This window comes from Rhizobium sp. Nf11,1 (assembly GCF_050587665.1).
In the GTDB taxonomy this organism is placed as follows: Bacteria; Pseudomonadota; Alphaproteobacteria; order Rhizobiales; family Rhizobiaceae; genus Rhizobium.
Genome location: NZ_JBOBHU010000023.1, coordinates 49,589 through 76,231, shown reverse-complemented (window position 1 = coordinate 76,231; position 26,643 = coordinate 49,589). Strand labels below are relative to the sequence as shown.

At 61.2% G+C, this 26,643-nt stretch carries 21 protein-coding genes and 2 pseudogenes; 7 read left to right on the top strand and 16 right to left on the bottom strand.

The window, feature by feature from the left end; genetic code table 11:
- Positions 1 to 180: 180 nt before the first annotated feature.
- From ACQ7C1_RS26145 to ACQ7C1_RS26105, 9 genes and pseudogenes are all read right to left on the bottom strand, one after another.
- Positions 181 to 972 (bottom strand): AraC family ligand binding domain-containing protein, encoded by a 792-nt coding sequence (locus tag ACQ7C1_RS26145; RefSeq protein WP_430960371.1) that lies wholly within the window; start codon positions 970 to 972, stop codon positions 181 to 183.
- 60 nt (positions 973 to 1,032) lie between these two features.
- A complete protein-coding gene (locus ACQ7C1_RS26140) occupies positions 1,033 to 1,821 on the bottom strand; it encodes an APH(3')-II family aminoglycoside O-phosphotransferase (protein ID WP_430960370.1) in 789 nt (262 codons plus the stop codon).
- On the bottom strand, positions 1,818 to 1,979 hold the full coding sequence (locus ACQ7C1_RS26135; RefSeq protein WP_430960369.1) for a hypothetical protein: 162 nt from the start codon (positions 1,977 to 1,979) through the stop codon (positions 1,818 to 1,820). Before ACQ7C1_RS26135 ends, ACQ7C1_RS26140 begins: the two co-directional genes overlap by 4 nt.
- 103 nt (positions 1,980 to 2,082) lie before the next feature.
- Positions 2,083 to 3,333: a DUF930 domain-containing protein gene (locus ACQ7C1_RS26130; RefSeq protein ID WP_430960368.1), complete on the bottom strand. Its 1,251-nt coding sequence runs from the start codon at positions 3,331 to 3,333 to the stop codon at positions 2,083 to 2,085.
- Positions 3,334 to 3,336: 3 nt separating this feature from the next.
- Positions 3,337 to 3,630, bottom strand: a complete 294-nt coding sequence (locus ACQ7C1_RS26125) for a GYD domain-containing protein (protein ID WP_011426192.1) — start codon at positions 3,628 to 3,630, stop codon at positions 3,337 to 3,339.
- A 242-nt stretch (positions 3,631 to 3,872) separates the two neighbouring features.
- Positions 3,873 to 5,930, bottom strand: a complete 2,058-nt coding sequence (gene rpoD / locus ACQ7C1_RS26120) for an RNA polymerase sigma factor RpoD (protein ID WP_430960367.1) — start codon at positions 5,928 to 5,930, stop codon at positions 3,873 to 3,875.
- 468 nt (positions 5,931 to 6,398) lie between these two features.
- Positions 6,399 to 6,542: pseudogene (locus ACQ7C1_RS26115) on the bottom strand (GFA family protein); the annotation flags it as partial.
- 25 nt (positions 6,543 to 6,567) lie between these two features.
- Positions 6,568 to 7,605 carry an L-threonine 3-dehydrogenase gene (gene tdh / locus ACQ7C1_RS26110; RefSeq protein WP_097596894.1) on the bottom strand — a complete coding sequence of 346 codons (1,038 nt, stop codon included), beginning with the start codon at positions 7,603 to 7,605 and terminating at the stop codon, positions 6,568 to 6,570.
- A gap of 182 nt (positions 7,606 to 7,787) precedes the next feature.
- Positions 7,788 to 8,975: a glycine C-acetyltransferase gene (locus ACQ7C1_RS26105; protein WP_430960366.1), complete on the bottom strand. Its 1,188-nt coding sequence runs from the start codon at positions 8,973 to 8,975 to the stop codon at positions 7,788 to 7,790.
- Between the two features lie 171 nt (positions 8,976 to 9,146).
- Between ACQ7C1_RS26105 and ACQ7C1_RS26100 the strand changes: the two genes are divergently transcribed.
- Positions 9,147 to 9,389: a type II toxin-antitoxin system VapB family antitoxin gene (locus ACQ7C1_RS26100; RefSeq protein ID WP_430960365.1), complete on the top strand. Its 243-nt coding sequence runs from the start codon at positions 9,147 to 9,149 to the stop codon at positions 9,387 to 9,389.
- Positions 9,389 to 9,811: a type II toxin-antitoxin system VapC family toxin gene (locus ACQ7C1_RS26095; protein WP_183706166.1), complete on the top strand. Its 423-nt coding sequence runs from the start codon at positions 9,389 to 9,391 to the stop codon at positions 9,809 to 9,811. Before ACQ7C1_RS26100 ends, ACQ7C1_RS26095 begins: the two co-directional genes overlap by 1 nt.
- 67 nt (positions 9,812 to 9,878) lie before the next feature.
- Here ACQ7C1_RS26095 and recQ read toward each other — a convergent pair whose 3' ends face one another.
- Together recQ and dnaG are read right to left on the bottom strand one after the other, a co-directional pair.
- Positions 9,879 to 11,744: a DNA helicase RecQ gene (gene recQ, locus ACQ7C1_RS26090; RefSeq protein WP_430960364.1), complete on the bottom strand. Its 1,866-nt coding sequence runs from the start codon at positions 11,742 to 11,744 to the stop codon at positions 9,879 to 9,881.
- Positions 11,744 to 13,741, bottom strand: a complete 1,998-nt coding sequence (gene dnaG, locus ACQ7C1_RS26085; RefSeq protein ID WP_183706170.1) for a DNA primase — start codon at positions 13,739 to 13,741, stop codon at positions 11,744 to 11,746. The genes recQ and dnaG overlap by 1 nt, the downstream gene beginning before the upstream one ends.
- Before the next feature lie 668 nt (positions 13,742 to 14,409).
- Here dnaG and ACQ7C1_RS26080 point away from each other — a divergent pair.
- The gene (locus ACQ7C1_RS26080) at positions 14,410 to 15,300 is read left to right on the top strand and encodes a hypothetical protein (protein ID WP_430960363.1); all 891 of its coding nucleotides are present in this window, start codon (positions 14,410 to 14,412) and stop codon (positions 15,298 to 15,300) included.
- A gap of 3 nt (positions 15,301 to 15,303) precedes the next feature.
- Here the strand turns inward: ACQ7C1_RS26080 and ACQ7C1_RS26075 are convergent, their stop codons facing one another.
- Positions 15,304 to 15,759 carry a GatB/YqeY domain-containing protein gene (locus ACQ7C1_RS26075; protein ID WP_430960362.1) on the bottom strand — a complete coding sequence of 152 codons (456 nt, stop codon included), beginning with the start codon at positions 15,757 to 15,759 and terminating at the stop codon, positions 15,304 to 15,306.
- Positions 15,760 to 16,028: 269 nt separating this feature from the next.
- Here ACQ7C1_RS26075 and carA point away from each other — a divergent pair, with 269 nt between their 5' ends.
- Complete coding sequence (gene carA, locus ACQ7C1_RS26070; RefSeq protein ID WP_430960385.1) at positions 16,029 to 17,234, top strand: glutamine-hydrolyzing carbamoyl-phosphate synthase small subunit; 1,206 nt, start codon at positions 16,029 to 16,031, stop codon at positions 17,232 to 17,234.
- A gap of 301 nt (positions 17,235 to 17,535) precedes the next feature.
- On the opposite strand, the gene ACQ7C1_RS26065 is transcribed toward carA, so the two are convergent.
- Positions 17,536 to 19,308, bottom strand: coding sequence for an adenylate/guanylate cyclase domain-containing protein (locus ACQ7C1_RS26065; RefSeq protein ID WP_430960361.1), 1,773 nt, complete (start codon positions 19,306 to 19,308; stop codon positions 17,536 to 17,538).
- Between the two features lie 326 nt (positions 19,309 to 19,634).
- Here ACQ7C1_RS26065 and ACQ7C1_RS26060 point away from each other — a divergent pair, with 326 nt between their 5' ends.
- Positions 19,635 to 19,955 carry an antibiotic biosynthesis monooxygenase family protein gene (locus tag ACQ7C1_RS26060; protein WP_430960360.1) on the top strand — a complete coding sequence of 107 codons (321 nt, stop codon included), beginning with the start codon at positions 19,635 to 19,637 and terminating at the stop codon, positions 19,953 to 19,955.
- Between the two features lie 16 nt (positions 19,956 to 19,971).
- Here the strand turns inward: ACQ7C1_RS26060 and ACQ7C1_RS26055 are convergent, their stop codons facing one another.
- Positions 19,972 to 21,375: an MATE family efflux transporter gene (locus ACQ7C1_RS26055; RefSeq protein ID WP_430960359.1), complete on the bottom strand. Its 1,404-nt coding sequence runs from the start codon at positions 21,373 to 21,375 to the stop codon at positions 19,972 to 19,974.
- Positions 21,376 to 21,520: 145 nt separating this feature from the next.
- Entirely contained in the window at positions 21,521 to 22,765 is a 1,245-nt protein-coding gene (locus ACQ7C1_RS26050; RefSeq protein ID WP_097596902.1) for a TCR/Tet family MFS transporter, read from the bottom strand.
- Positions 22,766 to 23,137: 372 nt separating this feature from the next.
- Between ACQ7C1_RS26050 and ACQ7C1_RS26045 the strand changes: the two are divergent.
- Positions 23,138 to 24,159 (top strand): annotated as a pseudogene (locus ACQ7C1_RS26045) (aldo/keto reductase).
- 129 nt (positions 24,160 to 24,288) lie between these two features.
- Here ACQ7C1_RS26045 and ypfJ read toward each other — a convergent pair.
- Complete coding sequence (gene ypfJ, locus ACQ7C1_RS26040; protein WP_430960358.1) at positions 24,289 to 25,206, bottom strand: KPN_02809 family neutral zinc metallopeptidase; 918 nt, start codon at positions 25,204 to 25,206, stop codon at positions 24,289 to 24,291.
- A 267-nt stretch (positions 25,207 to 25,473) separates the two neighbouring features.
- Here ypfJ and ACQ7C1_RS26035 point away from each other — a divergent pair, with 267 nt between their 5' ends.
- Positions 25,474 to 26,502: a zinc-dependent alcohol dehydrogenase family protein gene (locus ACQ7C1_RS26035; protein ID WP_430960384.1), complete on the top strand. Its 1,029-nt coding sequence runs from the start codon at positions 25,474 to 25,476 to the stop codon at positions 26,500 to 26,502.
- Positions 26,503 to 26,643: the final 141 nt, after the last annotated feature.

Genomic DNA, 26,643 nt, shown 5'->3' with positions numbered 1-26,643 from the left:
GGTCTTGAACGAAATTGCAGGGCGTATGAATCGAAGCAAGGCGGCCAGCGCCGTCCTTCGAGGCCGGAGAGAGGTGGGAGCCTGCGAAGCCGCGGGCATCCACGATCAGCCCTGATCCTGAGGCGCGTAGACCAAGGGCCGAAGCCTCGAAGGACGAGGCGGGTGGCTGCGTCTCGGACCTCAGAGAAAAGCGCCGGCGTAAAGCCGGGGCGACAGGCCGTATTTGCGCACGAAGACACGCGTCATATGGCTCTGGTCGGCAAAGCCGCTGGCAAAGGCGGCTTCGGCAAGCGGCGTGCCCTGAGCGATCAGCCGCCGGGCGATATGGATGCGGGCCTGGATGAGATAGGCATGCGGCGTCAATCCGGTCGCCCTGGCGAAGCCGCGCAGCAGCTGGAAGCGGCTGAGGCCGCTCTCCCTGGAAAGGTCGGCAAGTGAGACGGCGGCAAGAGGATCGTCGTCGATCAGATCCCGCGCCGCACGGATGGATGACGGCACCGGCGGCCTCTCTTCGCTGCCGCCGCCTTCGCGCATGACGTCGGCGACGAGTTGCAGCAGCAGTTCCTCGCAAAGCAGCCCGTCGGCAGCACTCGCGGTCGCGTAAAACAGCGTTTCGAAGCGGCCGGCCATAGCCGCATCGCGAATGACAGGATGCGGGATTTCCGAGCGCCCTGGACCGATCTCCTGCGAGAGGCCGGTGACGATCTCGGGATCGAAATAGAGGATGCGCCACGACCGGCGCTCGCCGATCGGCGCGCCATCATGCACCTCATTCGGATTAACGGTGATGATATCGCCGGCCTCCGCCTCCACCATGCCGCGCCCGCTGAGCGATTTCTGCGCCCCCGACGACACGAGGCCGATGCCGAACTGCTCATGCGTGTGCCTGGCGAAACTGTGAGGCGTTTCGGCTTCCACCGCTTCGACGCCTGGAAGCGCCGAGCGCAGCATCCTGAACTGGTTTTTCGGCATTTGACATCCGCAGGTTCGATGCCGGCAACTCTGCCAGCCAAGCCCTGATGACGCAACCGTCTAGAAGAACTCGTCGAGCAACTGATAGTAACCGAGCCTTGCCGGATCAGGCGCCGGAAGGCCGTAACAATCGAGAAATGGCTGCACCAGCGCCTTGCCGAAATTATCGGCGATGCTGCGGCAGGCGAGCGCGATATCCTGATAGCGGTCGGCGATGCCGAGGCGGCTGCAATCGATATAGCCTGAGAATTGGCCGTGTAGAGCGACGAAGTTCGGGAGGCAGGCGTCGCCATGGGTGACGACGAGATCCTCGCTGCCCGGCCTCATGCTCTCGAGCTCAGCAAAAAGCTCGGCGGCGCTCTTTCCCAGCCGGGCCGGATCGAAATCCTCCTCATCGACGATTCCAGCTTCCATACGGGCCTTGGCCGCCGGCAGGCGTTTTTCCAGGCGGTGATCGAACGGACAGGAAGTGATTGGCAGGCGATGAAGATCGAGCAGTGCCTCCGCCAGCAATTCGATGCGCGCCAGGGGCGCCAGCGCCGAAGCACTGGCGAGATCGGTTCCCGGCAGAGCGCTGAGCAGCAGCCAGTTACGTTCGTCGTCGCTTTCACGGGCGATCACCTCCGGGCAAGGCAGGCCGGAGGCCTTGAGCCAGGCGAGCCGGGCCGCCTCATCGGCAAGTTCGCCGAACGGCCCTGCCGCCTCGACCTTCAGATAAAGCGCCGGCAGGTTCTCGCCTTCCAGGCGGAAGACGCTCGCCGCCGAACGGCCGAGCGTATCGCGCTCTATCCGGTAGCCGGACAAGCGGGCGCCGAAAGGTCCTGCAGGCAATGTCTTGAAAGATGTCAATGAATCGTTTCGGCTGGGGCTGCTTCGAGCAGGATCTCGAACGCCTCTTCGAGCGCCGCCACCAGGATATCGGTCAGCTCGTCGCCTTTGTTTTCCAGGAACAGCACGCTGACGGCTTCGTCCTGGCGCTCAAGCAAACGCTCGATCTCGTTCGACATATCATTGTCCCTTCTTCACCGTACCATCACGGGCATGGTGAGAGGCTAGATGCGGTTCCTTGCGTGTAGCTTGGTGCTGGAGCAGGCTTGTGCCACGTGAACGTCAGTATTTCAGAAAGCCCCGGCTTTTCCATTGGCTTTTTGGAATCTTGTCTCCAACGTCGAAGCGGAAGGATATTACCTTCCTGGCATCATTGTCGACTTCGCATATCAAGGTAACGTCGTACCATGAGCCTGAACTTTGGAAGGCGCCGCCCGTGCCGTTAAGAATATTCCCTTTGATGGCACGCGAGAAGGAAGGCAGGAAATCCGGCTTATACCGCCCCGGAGCATGGATCAGTTGCTGTTGAAGTTCGGTCAGGCAGAGCGCATTGATTCGGGTGCCTCGAGGCAGATTGTTGATTGCGGTCTTAATCATCGGATCGGAAGTGACCCTGTCCGAATATAGCACCTCAGCTTGGGTAAGCTCTTCGGCTTTCTTTCCAGCTTCCGTCACAGGAGGTGGCGCTGACGCAGATTCGTTTGTGCGTTCCGCTTGCTCGAATTTCGTCTTTGCTTCGTCCGGTTCTGTGGCAGCCGGCCCTTTCTTTTCAGGATTGATTTCAGCGGTTTGCACCTGAGGGAGCTCGATATCCTTAGGCATTGGATTCGCCGCAGGAACCGTCTTCTGAACTTCAGACTTTTCGGATTGCCACGGCTCAACGGGCGCGTTCGCTGACTTCACGCCGGCAATGGATGGCTTTCGTGTTTCCGCGTGCTGCGGCAACGCCTGTTGCCTCTGTCCCAACACAGTATCCTTGTCCGAAAACTCAAGAACCGAACGAGAGATGCTTTGCATCGGGGTGTTCAGCTCAGGTTTTGCAGCTTCCGTTTGAGGCGGCGGCGGTGGAGGCGGCGGAGGCGCCTTCTTAGCCTCTTGCGGCGGCTTCGGCTCCGGCGGCTTTTCCTCGGCCTTTTTCTCCTCCGGCTTCTTCTCCTCCGGCGGCGGGACGAGCTCGACCTTCACGCTCTCGTCCTCCGGGGGCTTCGGCTCGATCTTTGGCAGGCCGAAAATAAGGAGGGCAACGACCGGCACATGCAGAAGCACGGACACACCGATACCCCAGCGGATTTCGGGCCGCCGTTTTACCGTTTCGTGAGTCGTCTCTGCCAGGTCCACGTCGTCTGTCACAGCAGCGATGTGCCCTTTAAAGCCGGCAGCATCAAGCCGCAAAAGCAAAAAACCTCGTGATCGCGCCGAAGCCATCCGCTGGCCGGCGCGCCATCCGTTCTCTTCTCGGACTTGGACAACGGGCCACTCACGAGCGGGGCCGAGGCCGCGCCCTTGATCGGGAGAGGCGCTGAAATTCTGCATGCGTTAGCTGAGCGAGCCGATGATCTCTCGATAGGCAGCCTCCGGGAATGCCTTCAGTGTCTGGGTGCGGACATTGCCGGCCATCGCCAGCGAAAGGCCAAATCGCGCCATGACGGCATCGTCAGGCGCTTCGCAGACAGCCACCATGTCGTGGCCGCCCATCGTCAGAAAGAACTGGTTGAAGGAGCCGCCCATGTCGCCTAGCAGTTTCTTCGCCGCATCCAGCCGTTTTGACGAGTCGCGAACAGTGCGCACGCCTTGGTCCGTCCAGTTGATCAACACAATGTAAGTGGTCATTTTGCACCTCCCAACGGAGGATTCGCCCGACACGGGCATACATCGGTCCTCGCTCGCGCATCGCGATCGATTTCCTCCCCCGTGACCGGACTATAATCTTGTCACCACTGAGCGACAAGAAAGCCGCCGGGATCATTGGTATTAATCACAAAAGCAAAAGCCGGGCACGACGCCCGGCTTTCCAATCATGACGGCAATTTCGAAGCCTCAGCTGTCGAGGAACGAGCGCAGCTTGCAGGTTCTTAGCTGTCCAGAAAGCTTCTCAGCTTTCTCGAGCGGCTCGGATGCTTGAGTTTGCGCAGCGCCTTCGCCTCGATCTGGCGGATACGTTCACGGGTGACCGAGAACTGCTGGCCGACCTCTTCGAGCGTGTGGTCGGTGTTCATGCCGATGCCGAAACGCATGCGCAGCACACGCTCTTCGCGCGGCGTCAGCGAGGCGAGAACACGCGTCGTCGTCTCGCGCAGGTTCGCCTGGATGGCGGCGTCGATCGGCAGCAGCGCGTTCTTGTCCTCGATGAAATCGCCGAGATGCGAATCTTCTTCATCGCCCACCGGGGTTTCGAGCGAGATCGGCTCCTTGGCGATCTTCAGGACCTTGCGGACCTTTTCGAGCGGCATGGCGAGCTTTTCGGCCAGTTCTTCCGGCGTCGGCTCGCGGCCGATCTCGTGGAGCATCTGGCGCGAGGTCCGGACGATCTTGTTGATCGTCTCGATCATATGCACCGGAATGCGGATCGTGCGGGCCTGGTCGGCGATCGAGCGAGTGATCGCCTGACGGATCCACCATGTCGCATAGGTCGAGAACTTGTAACCGCGGCGGTATTCGAACTTGTCGACCGCCTTCATCAGGCCGATATTGCCTTCCTGAATGAGGTCGAGGAACTGCAGGCCGCGGTTCGTGTACTTCTTGGCGATTGAAATGACGAGGCGAAGATTCGCTTCGACCATTTCCTTCTTGGCGATGCGGGCCTCGCGCTCGCCCTTCTGCACCATGTGCACGATGCGGCGGAATTCCGAGATCGAGATGCCGGTTTCCGTCGCGAGATTCTGGATCTCCTGGCGGATGTCGCGGATCGTCGTATTCTCGGCCTTGGCGAATTCCTTCCAGCCGCGAGCGGCCAGATTGCCGATCGACTTCATCCAGTTCGGATCGAGCTCGGCGCCCTGATACTGCTCCAGGAAGGAGTCGCGCTTGACGCCGTAGGATTCGGCCAGACGCAGCAGGCGGCCTTCGTTCTGCACGAGGCGCTTGTTGATGTCATAGAGCTGCTCGACCAGTGCATCGATGCGGTTCTGGTTGAGCGACAGCGACTTGACCGCCTTGATCAGCTCGTCCTTGAGCTCCTTGTAGCGGCGCTCCTGGGCGGACGACAGCGTACCGGTGGCGGCAAGGCGCTGCTCGACCTGCTGGTCCTGCAGCTTGCGCAGCTTCTTGTAGGTCTCGGCGATGATGTCGAGCGTTTCCATGACCTGCGGGCGCAGCTCGGCTTCCATCGCCGCCAGCGACAGGTTGGATTCGTCCTCGTCCTCTTCCTCCTCTTCCGGAGGCAGGCCTTCGCCGCCGACATCGGTAATGTCGTCGTCGCCGGAGCGGGCGCGCCGGGTCTTTTCCTTCTCTTCCGCCGCCTTGCGGTCGGCCTCGATCTTCTCGGGGCTCTGGAACTGCGGCGCGGCCTTGGCTTCCGGACCGGAGTAGGTCGTCTCGAGATCGATGATCTCGCGCAGCAGCGTCGTGCCTTCGTTGAGTTCGTCGCGCCAGATGATCAGGGCCTGGAAGGTCAGCGGGCTCTCACAGAGGCCCGCGATCATCGTCTCGCGGCCGGCTTCGATCCGCTTGGCGATAGCGATTTCGCCTTCGCGCGACAGAAGCTCCACCGAGCCCATCTCGCGCAGATACATGCGCACCGGGTCATCGGTACGGTCGGTCGGCTCTTTCTTCTTGGCGGTCGCAAGCGCGGTGCCGGCCGAAGGCGCGAGTTCGCCGCCTTCGCTGTCCTCATCGCCGCCGGCGTCGTCGTCATCGCCACCGCCGGAAGCACTGGCCTCTTCGGCTTCCTCGTCCTCGATGACGTTGATGCCCATGTCCGACAGCATCGACATCGTGTCTTCGATCTGCTCGGAGGTCACTTCTTCGGACGGCAGGACGGCGTTCAGCTCGTCCATCGTCACGTAGCCGCGCTTCTTGGCGGCCTTGATCATCTTCTTGACCGCGTCGTCGGAAAGATCGAGAAGAGGGCCGTCGCTTGCGCCGTCGCGTTCGACTTCCGCGTCTTCGTTCTCTTTGACCTTGGTTGCCATTTATATCGTCGCCTTCCTGACGCTATCCAATCTCGCTACGGTGAATGGGCCGTCTCAGGGCCTGACGCGCCGCTCGCGTCGCCCTTGAATCACCTGAGCCCACCTAACGGGATGACATTTAAAGTCTGATTAACCACGATCGCCGGTACCGGACAGCAAAGCTTTCTTGCCTTTGGATTTCCGGCCATGGTTGCGCGATCCGCCTTGACCCTGTTCACCGTTTCAACAAGTCGAACGGTGATTCCCACATTTTTTGTTCTCGTCAAGCTTTTCCAGCAAAAAAGCCCGCGAAAACTCGGAAAAAGCCTTATCCACAGGCTTTGAACCGCGGCTGCGATTGCGAACCTTATTTAAGAAGCAGCAAACAAAAGACAAGGGCGGCCTGAATTTTGCCCGCCGCCCCAGTTGTTCCGGCCATTTCCTGAAATTGTGCCGACGGTATATTCGCCCGATCCGGGCAAATATTGGCTAACGAGCCTGGCCGTCGTAAGGCGTCACCTTCAGCGCGCCGAGATCGATCGCGGGAATGCAGCGCAGATTGATCGAAGCCATCACGGCACCGCTCGGCGCCACGCCCTCGCCGAAGGGGGCGATGCCGCAATTGGCGCAGAAAATGATGAGAGCATGTCGTCTTCCCTCACATCCAGTCCATCACGACCTTGCCCGAATTGCCCGACCGCATCGCCTCGAATCCGTCGCGGAAATCGTCGATTTTGATACGATGAGTAATAATGGGTGAAAGATCGAGGCCACCCTGTACGAAGGCGATCATCTTGTACCAGGTCTCGAACATCTCGCGGCCATAGATGCCCTTGAGATTGAGCATCTTGAAGATCACCTTGTTCCAGTCGATCTCGAAACCAGCCGGCGCGATGCCGAGAATGGCGATCTTGCCGCCATTGTTCATCTTGTCGATCATGTCGCGGAAGGCGGGTGCTGCGCCCGACATTTCGAGCCCGACGTCAAACCCTTCCGTCATGCCGATCTCCTTCATGACGTCGGCGAGGTTTTCCGTCGATGCATCGACGACATGGTCGATGCCGAGCTTGCGCGCCAGATCCAGGCGGTGCGGATTGATGTCGGTGATAACAACCTTGCGGGCGCCGGAACGCTTGGCGACCAGTGCTCCCATGATGCCGATCGGCCCGGCGCCGGTGACGAGCACGTCCTCGCCGACAAGATCGAAGGAAAGTGCGGTATGCACGGCATTGCCAAAGGGATCGAAGATCGCGGCGATCTCGTCTGAAATATCGTCCGGGATCGGCACGACATTGCTTTCGGGAATGCAGACGAACTCTCCGAACGAGCCCGGCCGGTTGACGCCGACGCCGAGCGTGTTGCGGCAGAGATGCCCCCTGCCCGCCCGGCAGTTGCGGCACTTGCCGCAGACGATATGCCCCTCGCCGGAAACGCGCTCGCCGACATGATAGCGGGTGACCGCCGAACCGATCTCGGCGATCTCGCCGGAAAATTCATGGCCAACCACCATCGGCACCGGAATGGTCTTCTGCGCCCACTGGTCCCAGTTCCAGATATGCACGTCGGTGCCGCAGATCGCCGATTTCTTCACCCGGATGAGCACATCGTTCGGCCCGACTTCCGGCACCGGCACATTCTCCATCCAGAGCCCGACTTCCGGCTTCGACTTCACCAGCGCCTTCATCATGTTCGACATATCTGTATTCCTTGGCTCCGTATCTGTCGCAGCCCTTCATCCGCCTGCCGGCACCTTCTCCCCACGCGCGTGGCGAAGGAGGTATGCTGCACCGGCTTCCTTACCCTCGACGCTGCGTTAGGCAGGTCCCCTCTCCCCGCCAGCGGGGAGAGGTTTAGGGTGAGGGGCAACAACGATCATTCTCAAATCACACCCAATTCCCGCCCGGCCTCGGCAAAAGCCGCAATCGCCCGCTCCACATCCGCCTTCGAATGCGCCGCCGACATCTGTGTGCGGATGCGGGCCTGGCCCTTCGGTACGACAGGGGAGGAAAAACCGATCACATAGATCCCCTTCTTCAGCATCAGGCTTGCCATGTCCTGCGCGAGCTTGGCATCGCCCAGCATGACGGGAATGATCGGATGGCCTTCGCCGGCGAGCTTGAAGCCGAGCCTAGTCATCTCGCTGCGGAAGAGATCGGCATTGTAGGAAAGGCGCTGGCGCAGGGCATCGCCGTTTTCGATGAGGTCGAACACCTTGAGCGAGGCGGCGGCGATCACCGGCGCCAGCGTATTCGAAAACAGATAGGGCCGCGAGCGCTGCCGCAGCCATTCGACGATCTCGGCCTTTGCCGAGGTATAACCGCCGGAAGCACCGCCGAGCGCCTTGCCGAGCGTGCCGGTGATGATGTCGATCCGGCCCTCGACGCCGCAATATTCCGGCGAGCCGCGGCCATTCTTGCCGACGAAGCCGACGGCATGGCTGTCGTCGACCATGACCATCGCGCCATATTTTTCGGCGAGGTCGCACACACCTTGCAGATTGGCGATGATGCCGTCCATCGAGAAGACGCCGTCGGTGGCGATCAGCTTGAAACGGCTGCCCTCGGCTTTTTTCAGCTCTTCTTCCAGCGCTGCCATGTCGTTGTTGGTGTAGCGGAAGCGCCTGGCCTTGGAGAGACGCACGCCATCGATGATCGAGGCATGGTTCAGCGCGTCGGAGATGATCGCATCCTCTTCGCCAAGCAGCGTTTCGAACAGGCCGCCATTGGCGTCGAAGCAGGAGGAATAGAGGATCGTGTCTTCCATGCCGAGGAAGGCGGAGATGCGCGCTTCGAGCTGCTTGTGCTCCTCCTGCGTGCCGCAGATGAAGCGCACCGAGGCCATGCCGTAGCCATAGCGGTCGAGCGCCCTCTTGCCGGCCTCGGCCAGCTCCTCGTTGTCGGCGAGGCCGAGATAGTTGTTGGCGCAGAAATTCAGCACCCGCTCGCCGGAAACAACGGCGATTTCGCCTGATTGCTTTGAGGTAATGACGCGTTCGGACTTGTAGAGGCCGGCATCCCTAAGAGAGGCAAGCTCAGCTTGCAGGTGGGAGAGAAATGCTTTTGTCATTGTAAACGCCCTTTTCCCCAAACATCGTCCGATGGGCGCTGCAATTAACACAAAGCAAGTGCAGATGTCGCCGATCCGGTACGAAATATTTTCACAACGAAAGGTCCGCGGCGAGAGAAATTGAAATGAATATTCAAAAGTGATATCTGTATATGCAGAAGGAATATCAACATGGCGCTTTACATTCGAGATCCTGAAGTAGACGAGCTTGCGAGTGAATTGCAGCGCCTGACCAAGGCCGCGACAAAAACCGACGCCGTGCGAACGGCCCTCCATCATGAGCTTACGCGCGCGCGGCAAAGCCGGCCGCTGCATGAACGCCTCATGCGCGCAAAATCGCTGGCGGATGCGATGGGAGCAAACGACCCGTCATTCGACATGAAGAAATTCAGCGACGAGATGTGGGGTCGCTGATGTTTATCGACGCATCGGCGATCGTCGCCATTCTCGCGCGAGAGCCCGGTCATGAAGAACTCGAGAAAGCCTTGGCGGCATCGGACGATTCCATCATGCACATCTCGCCCCTTGTCCGCTTCGAAGCCATCCAGGCGCTCGCACGGCAGAAGACGCCGACAGGCCGGAAGACAACACCCGAACTCCTGCGGGCATCAGCCGAAGCGGTTGATGCATTCGCCGAAGATCTGCTTCTCGAAGAGATTTCGATCTCGCATGAGGTCGGCGAAGATGCACTGTCTGCAAGCATGCGCTATGGAAAAGTCATCGGTCATCGGGCAGACCTGAATTTCGGCGATTGCTTTGCCTATGCTTGCGCCAAGGCGCTGAAAACGCGCCTTCTCTACAAAGGCAACGATTTTCTCTACACAGACCTTGCCTGAACCCAATTTCTCAAAGATCGGAACCATCGCCGATCTCCACGAGACCATACTGCTCCGGATAACCGGGCTATTCATCGTGCGAGAGAATGATCTCCAGGAACGCGTCGCCATAGCGCTCAAGCTTCGATTGCCCGACGCCTGATACGCCGAGCAATTCCTTGCGGCTGCGCGGCCGTTCCGTCGCAAAAGCGATCAGCGTCGTATCGGGGAAGACGACGTAAGGTGGCACGCCGAGCGATTTGGCGATCGCCATGCGCTCGGCTCTCAACGCCTCGAAAAGCGTGCCGTCGGCGCCCGACAGGCCCGACTTGCGCTCGCTGCGCTCGGCCTTCTTCGTACGCCGTTCCGATGCCGGCCGGTCCTTGCGGAAGAAGACCTGCCGTTCATGCTTGAAGACGGCGCGCGCCTCCGGCTCCAGCTTCAGCGCCCCATAGGCCTCATGATCGATACGGATCAGCCCCATGGCGAGCAGCTGGCGATAGACGGATTGCCAAGTCCGCGCCGGAATGTCCTTGCCGGCGCCGAAGACCGGCATATCGACATGACCGAAACGCTCGGTCTTTTCGTTGATGTTACCGACCAGCACATCGATGACATGACCGGCGCCGAACCGCTCGCCGGTGCGGTAGACCGCGGCCAGCGCCTTGATCGCCGCTTCCGTGCCATCCCAGGTCTCGACCGGCTTCAGGCAGGTGTCGCAATTGCCGCATTGGCCGGCATGCGCCTCGCCGAAATGGGCAAGGATCGCCTGCCGACGGCAGGAGGCGGTTTCGCAGATCGCCAGCAAGGCGTTGAGCTTGGCGCGCTCGACCCGCTTGATTTCGTCTGCGGCGTTGCCCTCGTCGATCATGCGGCGGCGCTGGATAACGTCGGCCATGCCATAGGCCATCCAGACCTCGGACGGCAACCCGTCTCGGCCGGCGCGCCCGGTTTCCTGATAATAGGCCTCCACCGAACCCGGCAGGTCGAGATGGGCGACATAGCGCACATTCGGCTTGTCGATGCCCATGCCGAAGGCGACGGTCGCGACCAGGCAGAGGTTTTCCTCCTTGAGGAAAGCGTCCTGATTGGCGTCGCGAACCGCCCGGTCCATGCCGGCGTGATAGGGCAGCGCGCGGATGCCCTGCCCGTTCAGCCACTCGGCCGTATCCTCGACCTTGGCGCGCGACAGGCAATAGACGATGCCGCTGTTGCCCTTATGGCCGGAGAGGAAGCGCAGCAGCTGCTGGCGCGGCTGGTCGCGCTCGACGATTTCATAGGCAATATTCGGCCGGTCGAAGCTGGTGGTGAAGATTTCGGCATTGCCCAGCCCCAGCCGCTCGATGATATCGTCACGCGTGTGCGGGTCGGCCGTTGCCGTCAATGCCACGCGGGGCACGCCGGGATACTGTTCGCCGAGCCGGCCGAGCTCGCGATATTCCGGGCGGAAATCATGGCCCCATTGCGAGACGCAATGGGCCTCGTCGATCGCAAACAGCGCAATCTTCTCACTGGCGACCAGCTCGCGAAAACCGTCCGTCAGGATGCGCTCGGGCGTGACGTAGAGAAGGTCGAGCTTTCCAGCCGAAAGCGCACGGCGAACCTCGACGAACTCCTCGCGCGACAGCGACGAATTGAGTGCCGCAGCCCTGATGCCGAGCTGCTTCATCGCCTCCACCTGATCGCGCATCAGCGCAATCAGCGGCGAAACGACGATGCCGACGCCGTCACGGCAAAGCGCCGGGATCTGGAAGCAGAGCGATTTGCCTGCACCTGTCGGAAAGAGCACCACGGCATCGCCGCCTGAAACCACGTGCTCGACCACCTCCTGCTGCTTGCCGCGGAAGGAGGAATAACCATAGACCTGTTTCAGGATGTCGAGCGGCGAGCGGCCGGCGGAAAACAGCGTATCGGAAGCGGAAAAACCGGGCTCATTGCGTTTGCTGAGCGGCATCAGTGGTTCGCCGCCCCTTTGACACGGCCGGAAAGCACGCCGAAGCCGTCGATAATCGCCTCCTGGTTCTCGAGGCGTACGCCTTCGAGATGCACTTCCTGCTGCGCCCGTATCAGCTGAATGATTGCCTCGCCGTCGCCGGCTTCGGTCGCCAGCGCAATCTCGCGTTCGAGTTCCATCTTCTGCCGGCGCAGCGCCTTCGCCCGTTTGTGGAAGGCGAGCGCCTGACGATAGCCTTCACGAGCATCCTCCATCGCCGCCTCCTCGGTTGCCGTCCAGAGCCTCGCATTGCGCACCTGCTGGTCGAGACTCTTGATGAGCGGACCGAAACCTTCGAATTCCAGCCGCTCAGTCAGATATTCGCGCGTCAGATGCGGACCGGCGACGGCAGCGGCTGCGCCAAGCATCGCCGACCAGAGCCGCTGCAGCTCGCGGCTGTCATATTCAATCGCGGCGATTTCATCATAATCATCGATCATCAGGGCCGGATGATTGACGATGGTGAGCGCAAGCACGCTTTCGCGCAACGCCGTATTGTCCCGGTGTCCGCGCACGGGGCCCGAGCGGGCGAGCCGATCGGAAATCAGGCTGGGGCTTTTCGGTCCTGCCTTGGCCGCATTGTCGCGGGCGTTCCGGGGGCTGCTGCTGAAACCGCGCCGCCCGCCACCGTTGCGGTTCTGGAACTGCGGCTGGAAGAAGGCATTCAGCCGGTCGCGAATATCCTGCTGGTAATGACGGCGCACATTCTCGTCGGCGATGACGGCGACGAGCTGCTTCAGCCGCGCTTCGAGCTCGGCGCGCGCCTCGGGCGTATCGAACTTGCCGGTGTTGATCTCCCGGCTCCACAGCATCTCCGAAAGCGGCTTTGCCTGACTCATCACCTTGTCGAAAGGCGCGCGTCCCTCGTCGCGCACGAGGTCGTCCGGATCCTTGCCGTCAGGCAGAAGCGCGAAGCGGACGGAACGGCCGGGTTTCAGATGCGGCAGCGCCAGCTCGGCGGCGCGATTGGCGGCGCGAATGCCGGCGCCGTCGCCATCGAAGCAGAGCACCGGCTGCGGCACCATCTTCCAGAGCAGCTCGAGCTGGTTTTCGGTGAGCGCAGTGCCGAGCGGCGCAACGGCGTTTTCGATACCGGCCTGATAGAGCGCGATCACGTCCATATAGCCTTCGACGGCGATGATGGTGCCGCTCGCATTGTCATCCTGATCGCCGCGGCCAAGCCCTTGTATGGCGCGGCGCGCTCGGGCGAAATTGTAAAGGACATTGCCCTTGTGGAAGAGCTCAGTCTCGTTGGAGTTCAGATATTTCGCCGGCGCATCTGATGACATAGCGCGGCCGCCGAAGGCGATCACCTTTTCCCGGGACGAAAGAATCGGGAACATGATGCGGTCGCGGAAACGGTCGTAGGAGACCGGCACGTTTTCATGAACAACCAGGCCGCAGGCCTCGATCTGCTCCTTGGAAACGCCTTTGCCCGCGAGGAATTCCTTCAGCGCATTACGGCTGTCAGGCGCATAACCGAGTCGGAAGGTCTCGATGGTACGCCCCGTCAGCCCGCGATCGCGCAAATAGGCGCGCGCCTTTGCGCCATTGGCCGTCTGCAGCTGGTCCTGGAAGAAGCTGGTCGCCATTTCCATGACGTCGATCAGCGAGCCGCGCTCCTTCTCGCGCTTCTCCATCGCGGCATCGGCAAGCGGCATCGGCACGCCGGCCATGTCGGCGATCTGCTGCACCGCCTCAGGAAAACTCAAGCCCTCCAGCTCCGTCAGAAAGCGGAAGTGATCGCCGGTGACGCCGCAGCCGAAGCAGTGATACCGACCCTTTCGGTCCTCGCAGTGGAAGCTCGGCGATTTCTCGCCATGGAAAGGGCAGCAGGCCCAGTAGTCGCCCCGCGAGACATTGGTCTTACGCTTGTCCCAGCTGACGCGGCGCGCAATCACGTTCGAAATCGGAACGCGGTCGCGGATCTCATCGAGAAAGGTGTTCGAAAAGCGCATTTATCCCTCTTGGCCAAGCTCCATATAAGCTGCTTTGCCGCACCATGCCACGAAACTCGTCAGGAAAACCCGCTATTCACAGGCAAGTGCACCCGACGTCCGCGGCGCCAGTTATCCAATCAACAACTCGTGACCGACCCCTGCGACAGGGTGCGACATTATTGTCGCCGAACGTCTGTGAAGCCGGGCACTGGAGGTGCTTCGGCATGAGCGAGATCGTTCGACCGAGTTGAATTAAATCTTTCCAAAACAGTCACTTATCGCAGCCGCCGCTTGGGCGCCCTTATCCTCGCGGCGCTTGTCGAACCTTCGCTTCGAAGTCCTCTCGAAGCGCCTTTTTCGGCAATCATTATTTTTTTGTAATTTGAACAGACGGCCGCACCGCAATAGGTTTGATCTCAACAAAGCGATCCCCGAGCGAAGCACCATCCCTACCCCCGGCGCCGCTTCGCAAGGGTGCCTTTGCAAATACCCTCCGGCTTGGGCCTCAGCCCTGCGTTGCCGGCGGAAGCAAAGAGCAAGAAGGCAGGAGCGCCCCCAGCTCCTGCCTTCTTAAATTTTAGGCTCAGTTGCCAACTCTCCCTTTGAAATTAACCGCTTATCGACGGAACCGTTGACAGACGGCGCGTGAATGAAAGATGTTGCGCCGAACTCCTGGACCCTTCCCAATGGCTTTCACCGCGGAAAATCTTGCAGCAGACGATCGCTTTCTCGCTGCGATCCTCCATTGCGCCAATCAACTGCTTGCGATCTATCGCGAGAGCCCGCGCATCGCATCGATTTTCGCCGCGCAGCAGCGCTGGTTGATGGCCCATGCCGGCTTCGCACTTCATTACGGTCATCCTGACGACGGCCAGAGCGGTAGCCTCTATTCCGGCCGCTTTGTCGATTTCGCAGTCAAGAATGACATCGCCAGCCGCAACACGGCCGCGGCCTTCATGCAGGAAATGCTGGCCTATCGTTTCCTGCGTGTGGTGCCTGGACCTGACAAGCGCACACGCTATCTGGAACCGACCGAAATCGCCGAACAGCATTTCATCCGATGGCTCGTCACCCATATGATGATCCTCGACAGCCTCGACGGCGGCGAACGCGCCGACCAGATCACCGCCGACCCCTCCGCGACAATGGCTGCGATTCAGCCGCGGATCGCAAGGGCGATCATCGGCAGTGAGTACGTGCGCAATCCGGGCCCCACCTTCAACCTCTTCAACTGGGCGAATTCCGGCGGACTGGTGATGGATTACCTGATCTCCCGCCTTCCGCAATTTCCTCGGGCGGCCGAGCGCGTCGTTATCGGCCCACTGTCGCTCCGGGAGCTCCGCGAGCAATTCATGATTTCCAATACCCACCTGAAGCGGCTTCTGACCCAGGCCACGACCATGGAAAGCGTCGGCTGGACAGAACCTTCGCGCAAGGGCGACTTCTGGCTGTCCCGGCGCTTTATCCTCGAATATTGGAACTACCAGGCGGCGAAGTTTGCGATCGTCGATGCCGCCGCCGAGGCCGTGCTCGGACCTGCGGTCCGTGAAGAGCCGCAGGCGAGACGGGCCATCTGAGGCTTATCCGTTCAAAAGCTCCTTGACGGTTGCCGATGCCTTGGCGAAATCCATCTGGCCGGCATAACGCTCCTTGAGCGCCGCCATCACCTTGCCCATGTCCTTGACGCCGGCAGCACCCGTGTCGGTGATGATCGCCGAGATATTGGCGCGCACTTCGCCGTCGGAAAGCTGCTTCGGCATGAAGTCCTGAATGACGGCGATTTCCGCACGCTCCTTGGCAGCGAGCTCCGGTCGGGAATTCTCCTCATAGATCTTTGCCGATTCGTCGCGCTGCTTCACCATCTTGGCGAGGATCTGCAGAATCTCGTCGTCGCTCGCCTGCTCCTTGCCGGTACCGCGATTGGCGATGTCGCGGTCCTTGATCGCCGCCTGAATCAGCCGAACGGTCGACAGCCGCTCCGAATCCTTGGCCTTCATCGCCTCTTTCAGATGGGTGGCGAGTTGATCGCGCAGCATGTCTTCACTCCTTTTTTGATGCCGCTTCATAAACCACGCCGATGCGACGGATCAAATAAATTGCGCGATCGGCGCGATAAAGCGCAAGAAAACGGCCGCAATCCCGGCTACAAAGATTGACGCTCAGCGATTGCGTGGCTATTTACCGCCACCTGCACCAAAATTCGTGATCAGGCCTGAAGCGCGCGGCATTGCCGTGCCGACACGTCTGCGAGATCAAATGGCGACGAGCGCGGCTAAGCGCATCGGCCGCCGGAAACGGGATGAAGATGACCGCAACAGCACCCTGGACAACCGAAAAGCCGACCGCCCTGCTCGTTCTTGCCGACGGCACGGTGATCGAAGGCAAGGGCATCGGCGCCACCGGCAAGGTCCAGGCTGAAGTCGTCTTCAACACGGCGCTGACCGGCTACGAAGAGATCATGACCGACCCCTCCTATCTCGGCCAGATCGTCACCTTCACCTTTCCCCACATCGGCAATATCGGCACCAACGACGAAGATATCGAGGACCTGACGCCTGCCGCCCGCCACGGCGCCGTCGGCGTCATCTTCAAGGCCGACATCACCGACCCCTCGAACTACCGCGCCGCCAAGCATCTCGACCAGTGGCTCAAGGCCCGCGGCATCATCGGCCTTTGCGGCATCGACACGCGTGCGCTCACCGCCTGGATCCGCGAGAACGGCGCCCCGAACGCGGTGATCGCCCACGACGCCAACGGCGTCTTCGACATCGAGGCGCTGAAGGCCGAAGCCAAGGCCTGGAGCGGCCTGGAAGGTCTCGATCTTGCCAAGATCGCCTCGTCCGGCCAGTCCTCACAATGGGCGCAGACGCCGTGGGTCTGGAACCAGGGTTACGGCGAACTCGGTGCGGCGGATGCGAAATATCACGTCGTCTGCCTCGATTACGGCGTCAAGCGCAACATCCTGCGCCTGTTTGCCGGCCTCGACTGCAAGGTGACCGTCGTGCCGGCAACAACGAGCGCCGAAGACGTGCTCGCCTTACAGCCGGACGGGATCTTTCTCTCGAACGGCCCCGGCGATCCGGCGGCAACCGGCGAATATGCCGTGCCTGTCATCAAGACGCTTGTTAAGACCGATATTCCGGTCTTCGGCATCTGCCTCGGCCACCAGATGCTCGGCCTCGCCTTGGGCGCCAAGACCGAAAAGATGCACCAGGGCCATCACGGCGCCAATCACCCGGTCAAGGATCACACGACGGGCAAGGTCGAGATCGTCTCGATGAACCACGGCTTCGCGGTCGACTCGAAGTCGCTGCCCGACGGCGTTGAAGAGACTCATATTTCGCTTTTCGACGGCACCAATTGCGGCCTGCGCGTGCTTGGCAAGCAGGTCTTCTCCGTCCAGCACCATCCGGAAGCCTCTCCCGGCCCGCAGGACAGCCATTATCTCTTCCGCCGCTTCGTCAACATGGTGCGCGAGAAGAAGGGCGAACCGGCGCTTGCAGAGCGCTAGTTCAAGAAGTGCCGGTTTCGCAAACTCTGCCAAACCGGCAGCCACCAACGTAATGTGGCATCTCTTGAAACTTGAAAGACAGCTATCAGAGAAAGGACCGCTATCTGCTTGCCCATAGCGTCTTTTTTCTTTGTTGAAGGATAGAGCTGCTTTGCGCCGCAAGTAGAGGGCGACTTCGCAGCTTCCTGAAAGCAGACCTTGATGGCAGATTGCGCTGGAGGTGGTGGTTACGCCGGCACCGGCTGTTGTTCATCTTCCGCCGAAATGGCGAACAGGTTCAAGATCGGGCATTGATCACTCATCATTGTACGACACCGGCCTTGCGTAGCCCCTCCATGGCGAGATCGAAATCGGCGGGGTTCTTGAAGGGCAAGACTTTGCGGCGGTATTCCAAGGAGAAGTCGGGATTAACGCGCAGCACCTCTTGCCACGTCGCCCGAGCCTCTTCGAACCGGCCGAGGTGTCCGTAACAGGCGGCCAGAAGCGCGCGCGAGACGTCGGTGACGGGATTGCGGCTCACGCGCTGCATCAACAATTCAACGGCCTCTTCGTACCTTCGCAGTTGAAACCAGGCCCAGGCCTGAAAGTGGAGAACGACATCCGGAAAATACGGGTTCAAGATCCTCGCCCGATCGAAACAGGCGAGTGCCTCGTGGGATCTGCCTGAATAGAGAAGTGCCTCGCCGAGGCTGACCTGCCCTTCGGCGAAGTTCGGGTTGAGGCCTATCGCACGCTCGGCCTCGCCTATGGCTCTATCGTGCTGCCGTGAGTAAAGCCTGACGACACTCAATGCCCAGTGCGCCACGGGGTCGCTCTCATCCCGCGCCACCGCCAGCATCGCAGCCTCTTCGGCCTGCTGGAGCGAGCGTTGCGGCGACGCGCTCCACCGGTTCAGGTAGTCGAGCCCATGGGTAAGGGCGAGAAAAGCATGTGCCGAGGCGAAGTTGGGGTCCAGTTCGACGGCATGTTGCAAAAGATCGCGGGCGTCGCTGTTCGTTTGCTTCGTCAGCCGGTGCCACAGCTCCCGGCCACGCAGGAAGCAGTCATAGGCCTCGGGCTGACCGGTCTGGCCCGGCACCAGCCTTTTCCGATCACCTTCTGTCAGGTTGACCGCCAGTGCGTCGACGATCTGCTGCGTGACATCGTCCTGAACCGCGAAAATGTCGGTCAGGTCTCGATCGAACCGCTCCGCCCATAGATGCCCGCCGGTGGTCGCGTCGATGAGCTGCGCGGTGATGCGTACCCTGTTGCCTGCTTTGCGCACACTGCCCTCAAGAACATGCCGCACGCCGAGCTTCGTGCCCACCTCCTGCACGTGGACGTTCCTGCCTTTGAAGGTAAATGACGAATTGCGGGCGATGACGAAGAGCTGCGACAACTTCGATAGCGCCGTGATGATGTCTTCCGAGATGCCGTCGGCGAAGTAGTCCTGTTCGGCGTCACCGCTCATGTTGGCGAAGGGCAGGACGGCGATCGACAGCTTCGGCGACGTTGCCCTCGCAGGTGGACTCGTTGCGGTTTCCGAGGTGGCGGCTGCATTGGTCCCGGCGCTGCCGACTTGCAGCGAATAGACGCGGATCGGTTCGGCAATGTTCTTGAGTTGCGTGTTGCCGAGATCGCTGACCGAGAGGTCGAGCCTCGCCTTGACTTGGCGATAGGCATCCTCGGACAGGCAGATCGCGCCTGCCGCGGCGACGCCCTCCAATCGCGAGGCGATGTTGACGCCGTCGCCCATCAGATCGCCATCGCTTTCCTCCACGACGTCGCCCAGATGAATACCGATCCGAAACTCGATGCGACGGTCCTGCGGCACGCCGTCATTGCGCTCCAGCATACCGTTCTGCACCTCAATGGCACAGCGCACGGCGTCCACCACGCTGCGGAACTCGACCAGCGCACCATCGCCGGTGCGCTTCACCACCCGGCCATGGTGCACGGCGATCGTCGGATCGATGAGATCGCTGCGCAGTGCCCGTAACCTCGCCAGGGTGCGGTCCTCATCGGCGCCGGCAAGCCGGCTGTACCCGACCACGTCTGCGGCCAGGATTGCAGCCAGCTTTCGGTTCTCGCTCATGGCGCGGTCTCCTCACTTCCAGGATAGCAGGGAGACAGAAGGCAAGAAAGAACTTCTAGCCGCGGCTTGGAGCGATCTTGGCTGAGATCGACTTGTCCAATCGCTCATCGACGCACCCGACGTTGAAGCTGCACGCAATGCCTGCTCTGTCGTTCCTTGAAGCCGAGCCAGCAACCGCTTCTGGCGCACCGTTGCATCAAGCTTGGACAATGTCCCCGAAACAGGAAAGGAATGGACATTCGACCGGCCCCTGCCCTTTCACTATTGACCTCAACCATGCTTGAGGAATTACAGAACAACCCGCAGATCCGATGCAGGAGATATAGATGAGCGGAGCTTTCTATTGTGTCGACAAGTTCATCGTGCCGGCGGCGGCGCGTGAGGAATTTCTTGTCAAAGTGATGATGACCCACAAGCTGCTGGAGGCACAGGAGGGCTTCATCGATCACCGGGTGCTGGAGCAGGTCTCAGGTCCCGGCGAATTCAATTTCGTTACCATCGCCGAATGGAAAAATACCGAAGTCGTCGAGCGTGCGCGAGCAGCCGTGACGGCCGCCCACAAGGCCGCAAATTTCGATCCGCAGGAAATGTTCTCGCGTCTCGGCATTCGAGCCGATATCGGCAGTTACAAGCCTGTCGCGGCCTGAGGGCAAGGACGCCGGCTCAGACGCCGGCGATCGCGCCCTCCCGGCGAACGAGAAGATAGAAGCGTCCGCAGAGCATGGCGGCGGCCGCCGCCAGCCCTACGAGGAAGCCGAACCAGATGCCGATGCCGCCCAGACCCAACGGAAAAGCGAAGGCCCAGGCTAGGAAGAAGCCAATCGGCCAGTAAGCTATCAGCGCCATGATCATCGGCACGCGCGCGTCCTTCAGGCCGCGCAGCAGTCCATTAGCGATCACCTGCAGCCCGTCGACCAGTTGGAAAAGCCCGGCAACGACGATCAGCGGCCCGGCATAGGAGAGCACCTCGGGCGCCTCGGGCGAACTGACGTCGAGGAACCAGCTGCCGAGGAATTGGGGCATTGTGGCAAAGAGCACCGAGCCCACCGCCGAAATGGCGCAGCCGAGGATGAACACCATGATCGAAGCCCGCACCAGCCCGTCATAATCGCCCTGCCCGTGGGCGACGCCCACGCGCACCGTCGCCGCCTGGCTGAGGCCTAGCGGGATCATGAAGGCGATCGAAGCCCATTGCAGGGCGATGCCGTGGGCGGCGAGTTCGATCGTGCCGATATAGCCCATCAGCAGCGAGGCCACCGTGAACAGGCTGACCTCGGCAAGGATAGTGACGCTGATCGGGAAACCGAGCCGGATGACTTCCAGCAGCGCATGCCAGTCGGGCTTCCAGAACCGCACGAAGATCTCGTAGCGGCGCGTCTCCTCCCGCCTCTGCACGAAGGCAAGGATGAAGAGGAAACCAGCCGTCTGCACCACGACCGATACGATCGCCGCACCCTCGAGCCCCATCGCCGGAAAGCCGAAATGGCCGAGCACGAGGGCATAGGCGAAGAACGCGTTCATCACCAGCGTCACGATGGTGACGTTGAGGATGATGCCTGCCTTGCCGATGGCGCTGACCAGCGCGCGCATCACGTTGAAGAGCAGTGCCGGCAGCACGCCGAACTGACCGATCATGATATAGCCATGCGCGAGCTTGGCTACCTCCGGCTTCTGCTGCGCGAAGAGCAGGATTTGCTCGGAATTGAAGAAGGCGGGCTGCATGACGGCCCAATATCCAATCACCACCCACAGACCCATGCGCAGCGATCGGCGCACAGAGACGACGTCGCCGCGGCCATAGGCCTGCGCCACCATCGGAATGACGGCGATGGCAAAACCCGAACCGAAGATGAGGATGGTGAAGAGGAATTGAGCCGACAGCACCATCGCTGCCAGATGCTCGGCGCCGAGGCGGCCGACGATCATCACGTCGGTGGTATTGATGCCGAGCTGAGCGAGCTGTGCGCCGATCAGCGGAATGCCGAGCGCCAGTGTTGCACGAAAATGCGCACCCCAACGATTATCGTTTGTCGGCGCAAGGCTGCGCGCGTCGATCGGCGTGTCCATGACACCAGTCCTGTGATTGAGATCTGCAACGCCGCGTAGTGGGCGCAAAAATATCACTCGGGCTTAAATCAAAGCCCCGCAAAGAACTACCCCAAAACAGGCAGATGATGAAAAATTCATCATACCATCACCATTTCTGATTGGTTCAGCCCACACCTTCCAGCGCCTCGGCCGGCTCCCCGGCTCGAACCCTCGTGAGAAATATCCCGGCGGCCACAACAATGAGCACAGCAGCCGTGAGATAAGGCGCACCGGCAAAGGTGACGGGCGCCTCAGGCCGCGTGAAATAGCCGAACATTTGCGTGAAGATCAATGGCCCGACAATGGTGGTGATGCTGCTGAGGCTGGTCAGCGCGCCCTGCAACTCGCCCTGCGCCGAAGGCGGCACCTTGCCGGCGGCAATGCTGCGCAGCGCCGGATCGGCGACGTTTTCGATGACGGTCGCCACGATGACGACATAGACCACCCAGCCCTCCCAGGCGAAGGCATAGCCGGTCAAGCCTGCAGCCGAGAAACAGAGGCCGAGAAGCGCGGTCTTCCACTCGCCAAGCACAGGCACGATCCGCGGCAGGACAAGGCCCATGACGAGCGCAGCACCGATGCCGTAAATGCCGAGCGACAGGCCGATCTGGCCCTCGCTCCAGCCGTAGCGGTAGGTGGAGACGAAGGACCAGACCGAGGGATAAACGGCATGCGCCAGGAAAAACAGGAACATGACGAGGCTGACCCCGCCGATGCCAGGGTAATGGCGCATCTGGCGCAGCGCGCCGAGGGGGTTGGCGCGTTTCCACTCGAAGCGGCGGCGGTTTTTCGCCTCCAGCGTTTCCGGCAGCAGAAAGCAGGCGGCGATGAAATTGAGAAGCGACAAAGCGGCAGCGCCGAGGAAGGGCACGCGTGGGCCGAATTCCCCGAGGAATCCGCCAATGACAGGGCCGATGGTAAAGCCGACGCCGAAGGCGATGCCGATCAGTCCGAAGTTCTTCGCGCGGTTCTCCTCCGTGCTGATATCGGCGATATAGGCCGAGCAGGTGGCGAAGCTGCCGCCGCTGATGCCGGCAAGCACGCGGCCGACGAACAGCATCCAGAAGCTGGTGGCGATGCCGCAGATGAAGTTGTCGATGGCGAAGGTCAGCACCGAAAGCAGAAGGATCGGCCGGCGGCCGAAGCGGTCGGACAGGTTTCCCAGCAACGGCGCGAACAGGAACTGCATGCCGGCATAAACGAGCATCAGCCAGCCGCCATCAATCGCCGCATCGCTGACGCTGCCGCCGGTCAGCTGCTCCAGATAGGCGGGCAGCACCGGCATGATGATGGCGATGCCGATAATGTCGAGGAAGAGGATGACGAAGACCAGGAAAAGGCCGCGGCGAACGAATCTCGGATCAAGCATGAGGCATCTCTACAGCAGCTGTTTCTGAAAAGACGATCTCCGTCGCCGGAAAGTGACATAGCTCAGAAAAGAAGCTGAAACAATCGGTGAACAACTGGAAGCATCTCAGGAGTTCTACGGGAAAATCGTCAGGGCCTCAACCGCTAGACGTGCGCCGTCGTTCCGGCGAATCGTAGCGATAAAACTCCCTTGCAATCGCCGCGACGGCATCCAGATCAATCCAAGCGGAACACTCATTGTGCATTTCCCCGCACAGCCTGTTCCACTCCGTCCGATTATCGCCCGGATGCGAAGACGGTAGAACAGCCTCGACGGCGTCGCGCCGGCGCGGCTGCCCGATCACGCCGCCACGGCGCAATAAAGGAGAAGACAATGCAGACCTATCGTTTAGGACAGACCGGACCCGATGTCTCGGCCATTGGCCCCGGCTGCATGGGCATGTCGGGCATGTATGGTCCCGCCGACCGCGCGGAGAGCATTGCGACGATCCATGCCGCGCTCGATGCCGGCATCAACCTGCTCGACACCGGCGATTTCTACGGCATGGGCCATAACGAAACGCTGATCGGTGAGGCATTGAAGGGCCGCAGGCGCGAAGACGCCGTCCTCAGCGTCAAGTTCGGCGCACTTCGCGATCCCGCGGGGGGATGGAGCGGCATTGATGCCCGCCCGGCCGCCGTGAAGAACTTCCTCGCCTACACGCTGCAGCGCCTCGGCGTCGACTATATCGATATCTACCGCCCTGCCCGCCTGGATCCGGATGTGCCGATCGAGGACACAGTCGGCGCCATCGCCGATTTGATCAGGCCGGTTACGTCAGACATATCGGTCTGTCGGAAGTCGGCGCCGACACGATCCGCCGCGCCGCAGCCACCGCCCCGATCGTCGATCTGCAGATCGAATATTCACTGATCTCGCGCGGGATCGAGGATCGCATCCTGCCGACGACGCGTGAACTCGGTATTTCGGTCACCGCTTACGGTGTGCTTTCGCGCGGCCTGATCAGCGGCCACTGGCAGAAGGGCCAGGCCGCCGCTGGGGACTTCCGTACCCATAGCCCGCGCTTCCAGGAAGGCAATATCGATCAGAATCTCGCGCTGGTGGACAAGCTGCGCGAGATCGCCCAGGCAAAGAGTGTCTCGGTCGCCCAGATCGCCATCGCCTGGGTCGCCGCCAAGGGGAAGGATATTGTTCCCCTCATCGGCGCCCGCCGCCGCGTTCAACTGACCGAGGCGCTCGGCTCCCGCGCGGTGCAATTATCTCCGGAGGATTTCGCAGCCATCGAACGCGCCGTCCCGAAGGATGCGGCCGCGGGCGGGCGTTATCCGGAGCATATGCTGCAGCATATGGATAGTGAGGTAAGGCGCGAGGTGGGGTACAGCCCCTCACCCTAACCCTCTCCCCGTAAACGGGGCGAGGGAAGGTGCCATACGAGACTTGAGCGGGAAACCGAGAGGCCGCGGCATATCCCCTTCGCCCCGCATGCGGGGAGACGGTGCCGGCAGGCGGATGAGGGGGGCATTTCAAACCGGCCCCGAAAACGTATCACACGCCGTCAGCTGTCCGCTGTCGAAACCGCGCTTGAACCATCTGACGCGCTGCGCCGAGGTGCCGTGGTTGAAACTCTCGGGCACGACGTAACCTTGCGAGCGCTTCTGCAGCGTATCGTCGCCGATCTGCTGTGCGGCATTCAGCGCCTCCTCGAGATCGCCCGCCTCCAGGATACCCTTCTGCTGGGTATACTTGCCCCAGATGCCGGCGAAGCAATCGGCCTGCAGCTCGACGCGGACCGACATCTTGTTGGCCTCCTCCTCGCTCATGCGCTGACGGGCCTGGTTGAACTTCGGCAGGATGCCGAGCAGGTTCTGCACGTGATGGCCGACCTCATGCGCAACGACATAGGCTTCGGCAAAATCGCCAGATGCGCCGAAGCGATCGGACAGCTCCTGGAAGAAGGCCGTATCGAGATAGACCTTATGATCTCCAGGGCAATAGAACGGACCGGTCGCGGCAGAGGCGAAGCCGCAGGCCGACTGCGTCTGGTCGGAGAAGAGTACGAGCCGAGGCTCCTCGTAATCCCGGCCCTGTGCCTGGAAAATGCCGTTCCAGGTATCCTCGGTCTCGGCAAGGACGGTCCGCACGAAAGCGGTCATTTCGTCATTGGCGGGGGTGCGGGCGCCGGATTCGCTCTGCTCGTAGCCGGGGCCGCTGGATATGCCCCCGGTGTCCAGCACCTGCATCAGGTCGATGCCCATCGCCTTGAAGATCAGATAGATGACGACGAGGAAGATGATCGTGCCGATGCTCAAGCCACCGCCGGCGCGGCGAACACCGCCACCTGAGGGAAAGCTGAAACCACCGCCGCGGCCAAAACCGCCGCCGGTGGGCTCGCCGCGACGATCCTCGACATTGTCGGACTGACGCCGGCCTCTCCATTCCATCTTCGTTCTCCCCGCCAATCCCGATGCTTGTCATCAATGAATTTATATAACCGTCAGCAGGAGGAATTCCAGCGGCTTCAACCGCATGCAATAATAGGCGGTTGCACGGCTCCTCGGCTGCAAACTTGACGGACGGGATATTGTTCCCTCAGCCCATCGGCCCCAGCCATGCGTCTCCCATCACGTAAAGAAGATGCGTCAACCGCTTGACGCGACTCCTGCTTTCGCTCTTCCTGATAGAAGTGGAGAATGCGGGAGGAGATGGCGATGAAGGCGGTGCGCCTGCAAGCGACAGGACAGTTGCAGCTTTGTGAAGTCGAAAAACCGACACCGCGCCCGGCTGAATTGCTCGTCCGAATCGAGGCCTGTGGGATCTGCGGCACCGACCGCCATATCTTCCACGGCGAATTTCCGTCGAAGCCGCCGGTGACGCTCGGCCATGAATTCGCCGGCATCGTCGAGACCGTCGGACCTGATGTGACCGATTTCCGCCCCGGCATGCGTGTCACCGGCGATCCGAACATTTCCTGCGGCGGCTGCGAGGAATGCCGACGCGGCCGAGTCAATCTCTGCCGGAACCTGCAGGCGATCGGCATTCACCGCGACGGCGGCTTTGCCGATTATGTCTGCATGCCGCAAAGCCAGGCCTTCGCGCTGCCGACCGATCTTGATCCGCTCCACGGCGCCTTCTGCGAACCACTCGCCTGCTGCATCCACGGCGTCGATCTCGCCGGGCTGCATACCGGCGCTTCAGTCATCGTACTCGGCGGCGGCGTGATCGGCCTGCTCACGGTTCAACTAGCAAGGCTCGCCGGCGCCACCCGCGTCATTCTGGTGACGCGCAGCGCCGAAAAACGACGCTTGGCCGAAATCCTCGGCGCCACGGCAACGGCCGATCCAGGCGACGGCGATATCGTTGCCCGCATCACCGCCGCAGACGGATTGCTGCCCCGCGGCGCCGACGTCGTCTTCGAATGCGCCGGCGTCGCTGAAACCATGCAACAGGCGCCGCGGCTTGCCCGCCGCGGCGGCACTGCCGTCATTCTCGGCGTGATGCCGCAGGGGGCAAAAATCGAGATCGAGCCCTTTGACCTGCTGTTTCGCGAAGTCAGGCTGATAAGCTCCTTCGTCAACCCCTTCACCCATGGCCGCGCCGCCGATCTGATCGCCTCCGGCAGGATCAAGGTCGAGCCGTTGATCTCGCGCAGGATTGGGCTTGCAGAAGCCCCAGACGCGATCGTCAATCCGGCGCGCAGTGGCGAAATCCGGGCACTCGTCATCCCCGGCCGGGAATAGGCGTCCGCGCCGGTTCGAATTCCTGTCGATTCCGCGATTTATGGGGTTCCGTTTGCAAATACATTTGCCTATAAGCCGCTTCTAGCCTGAAAAGACCCAGCATGCGCAACCGACCCGGTGATCTCCCACCCTGGCCGGTTT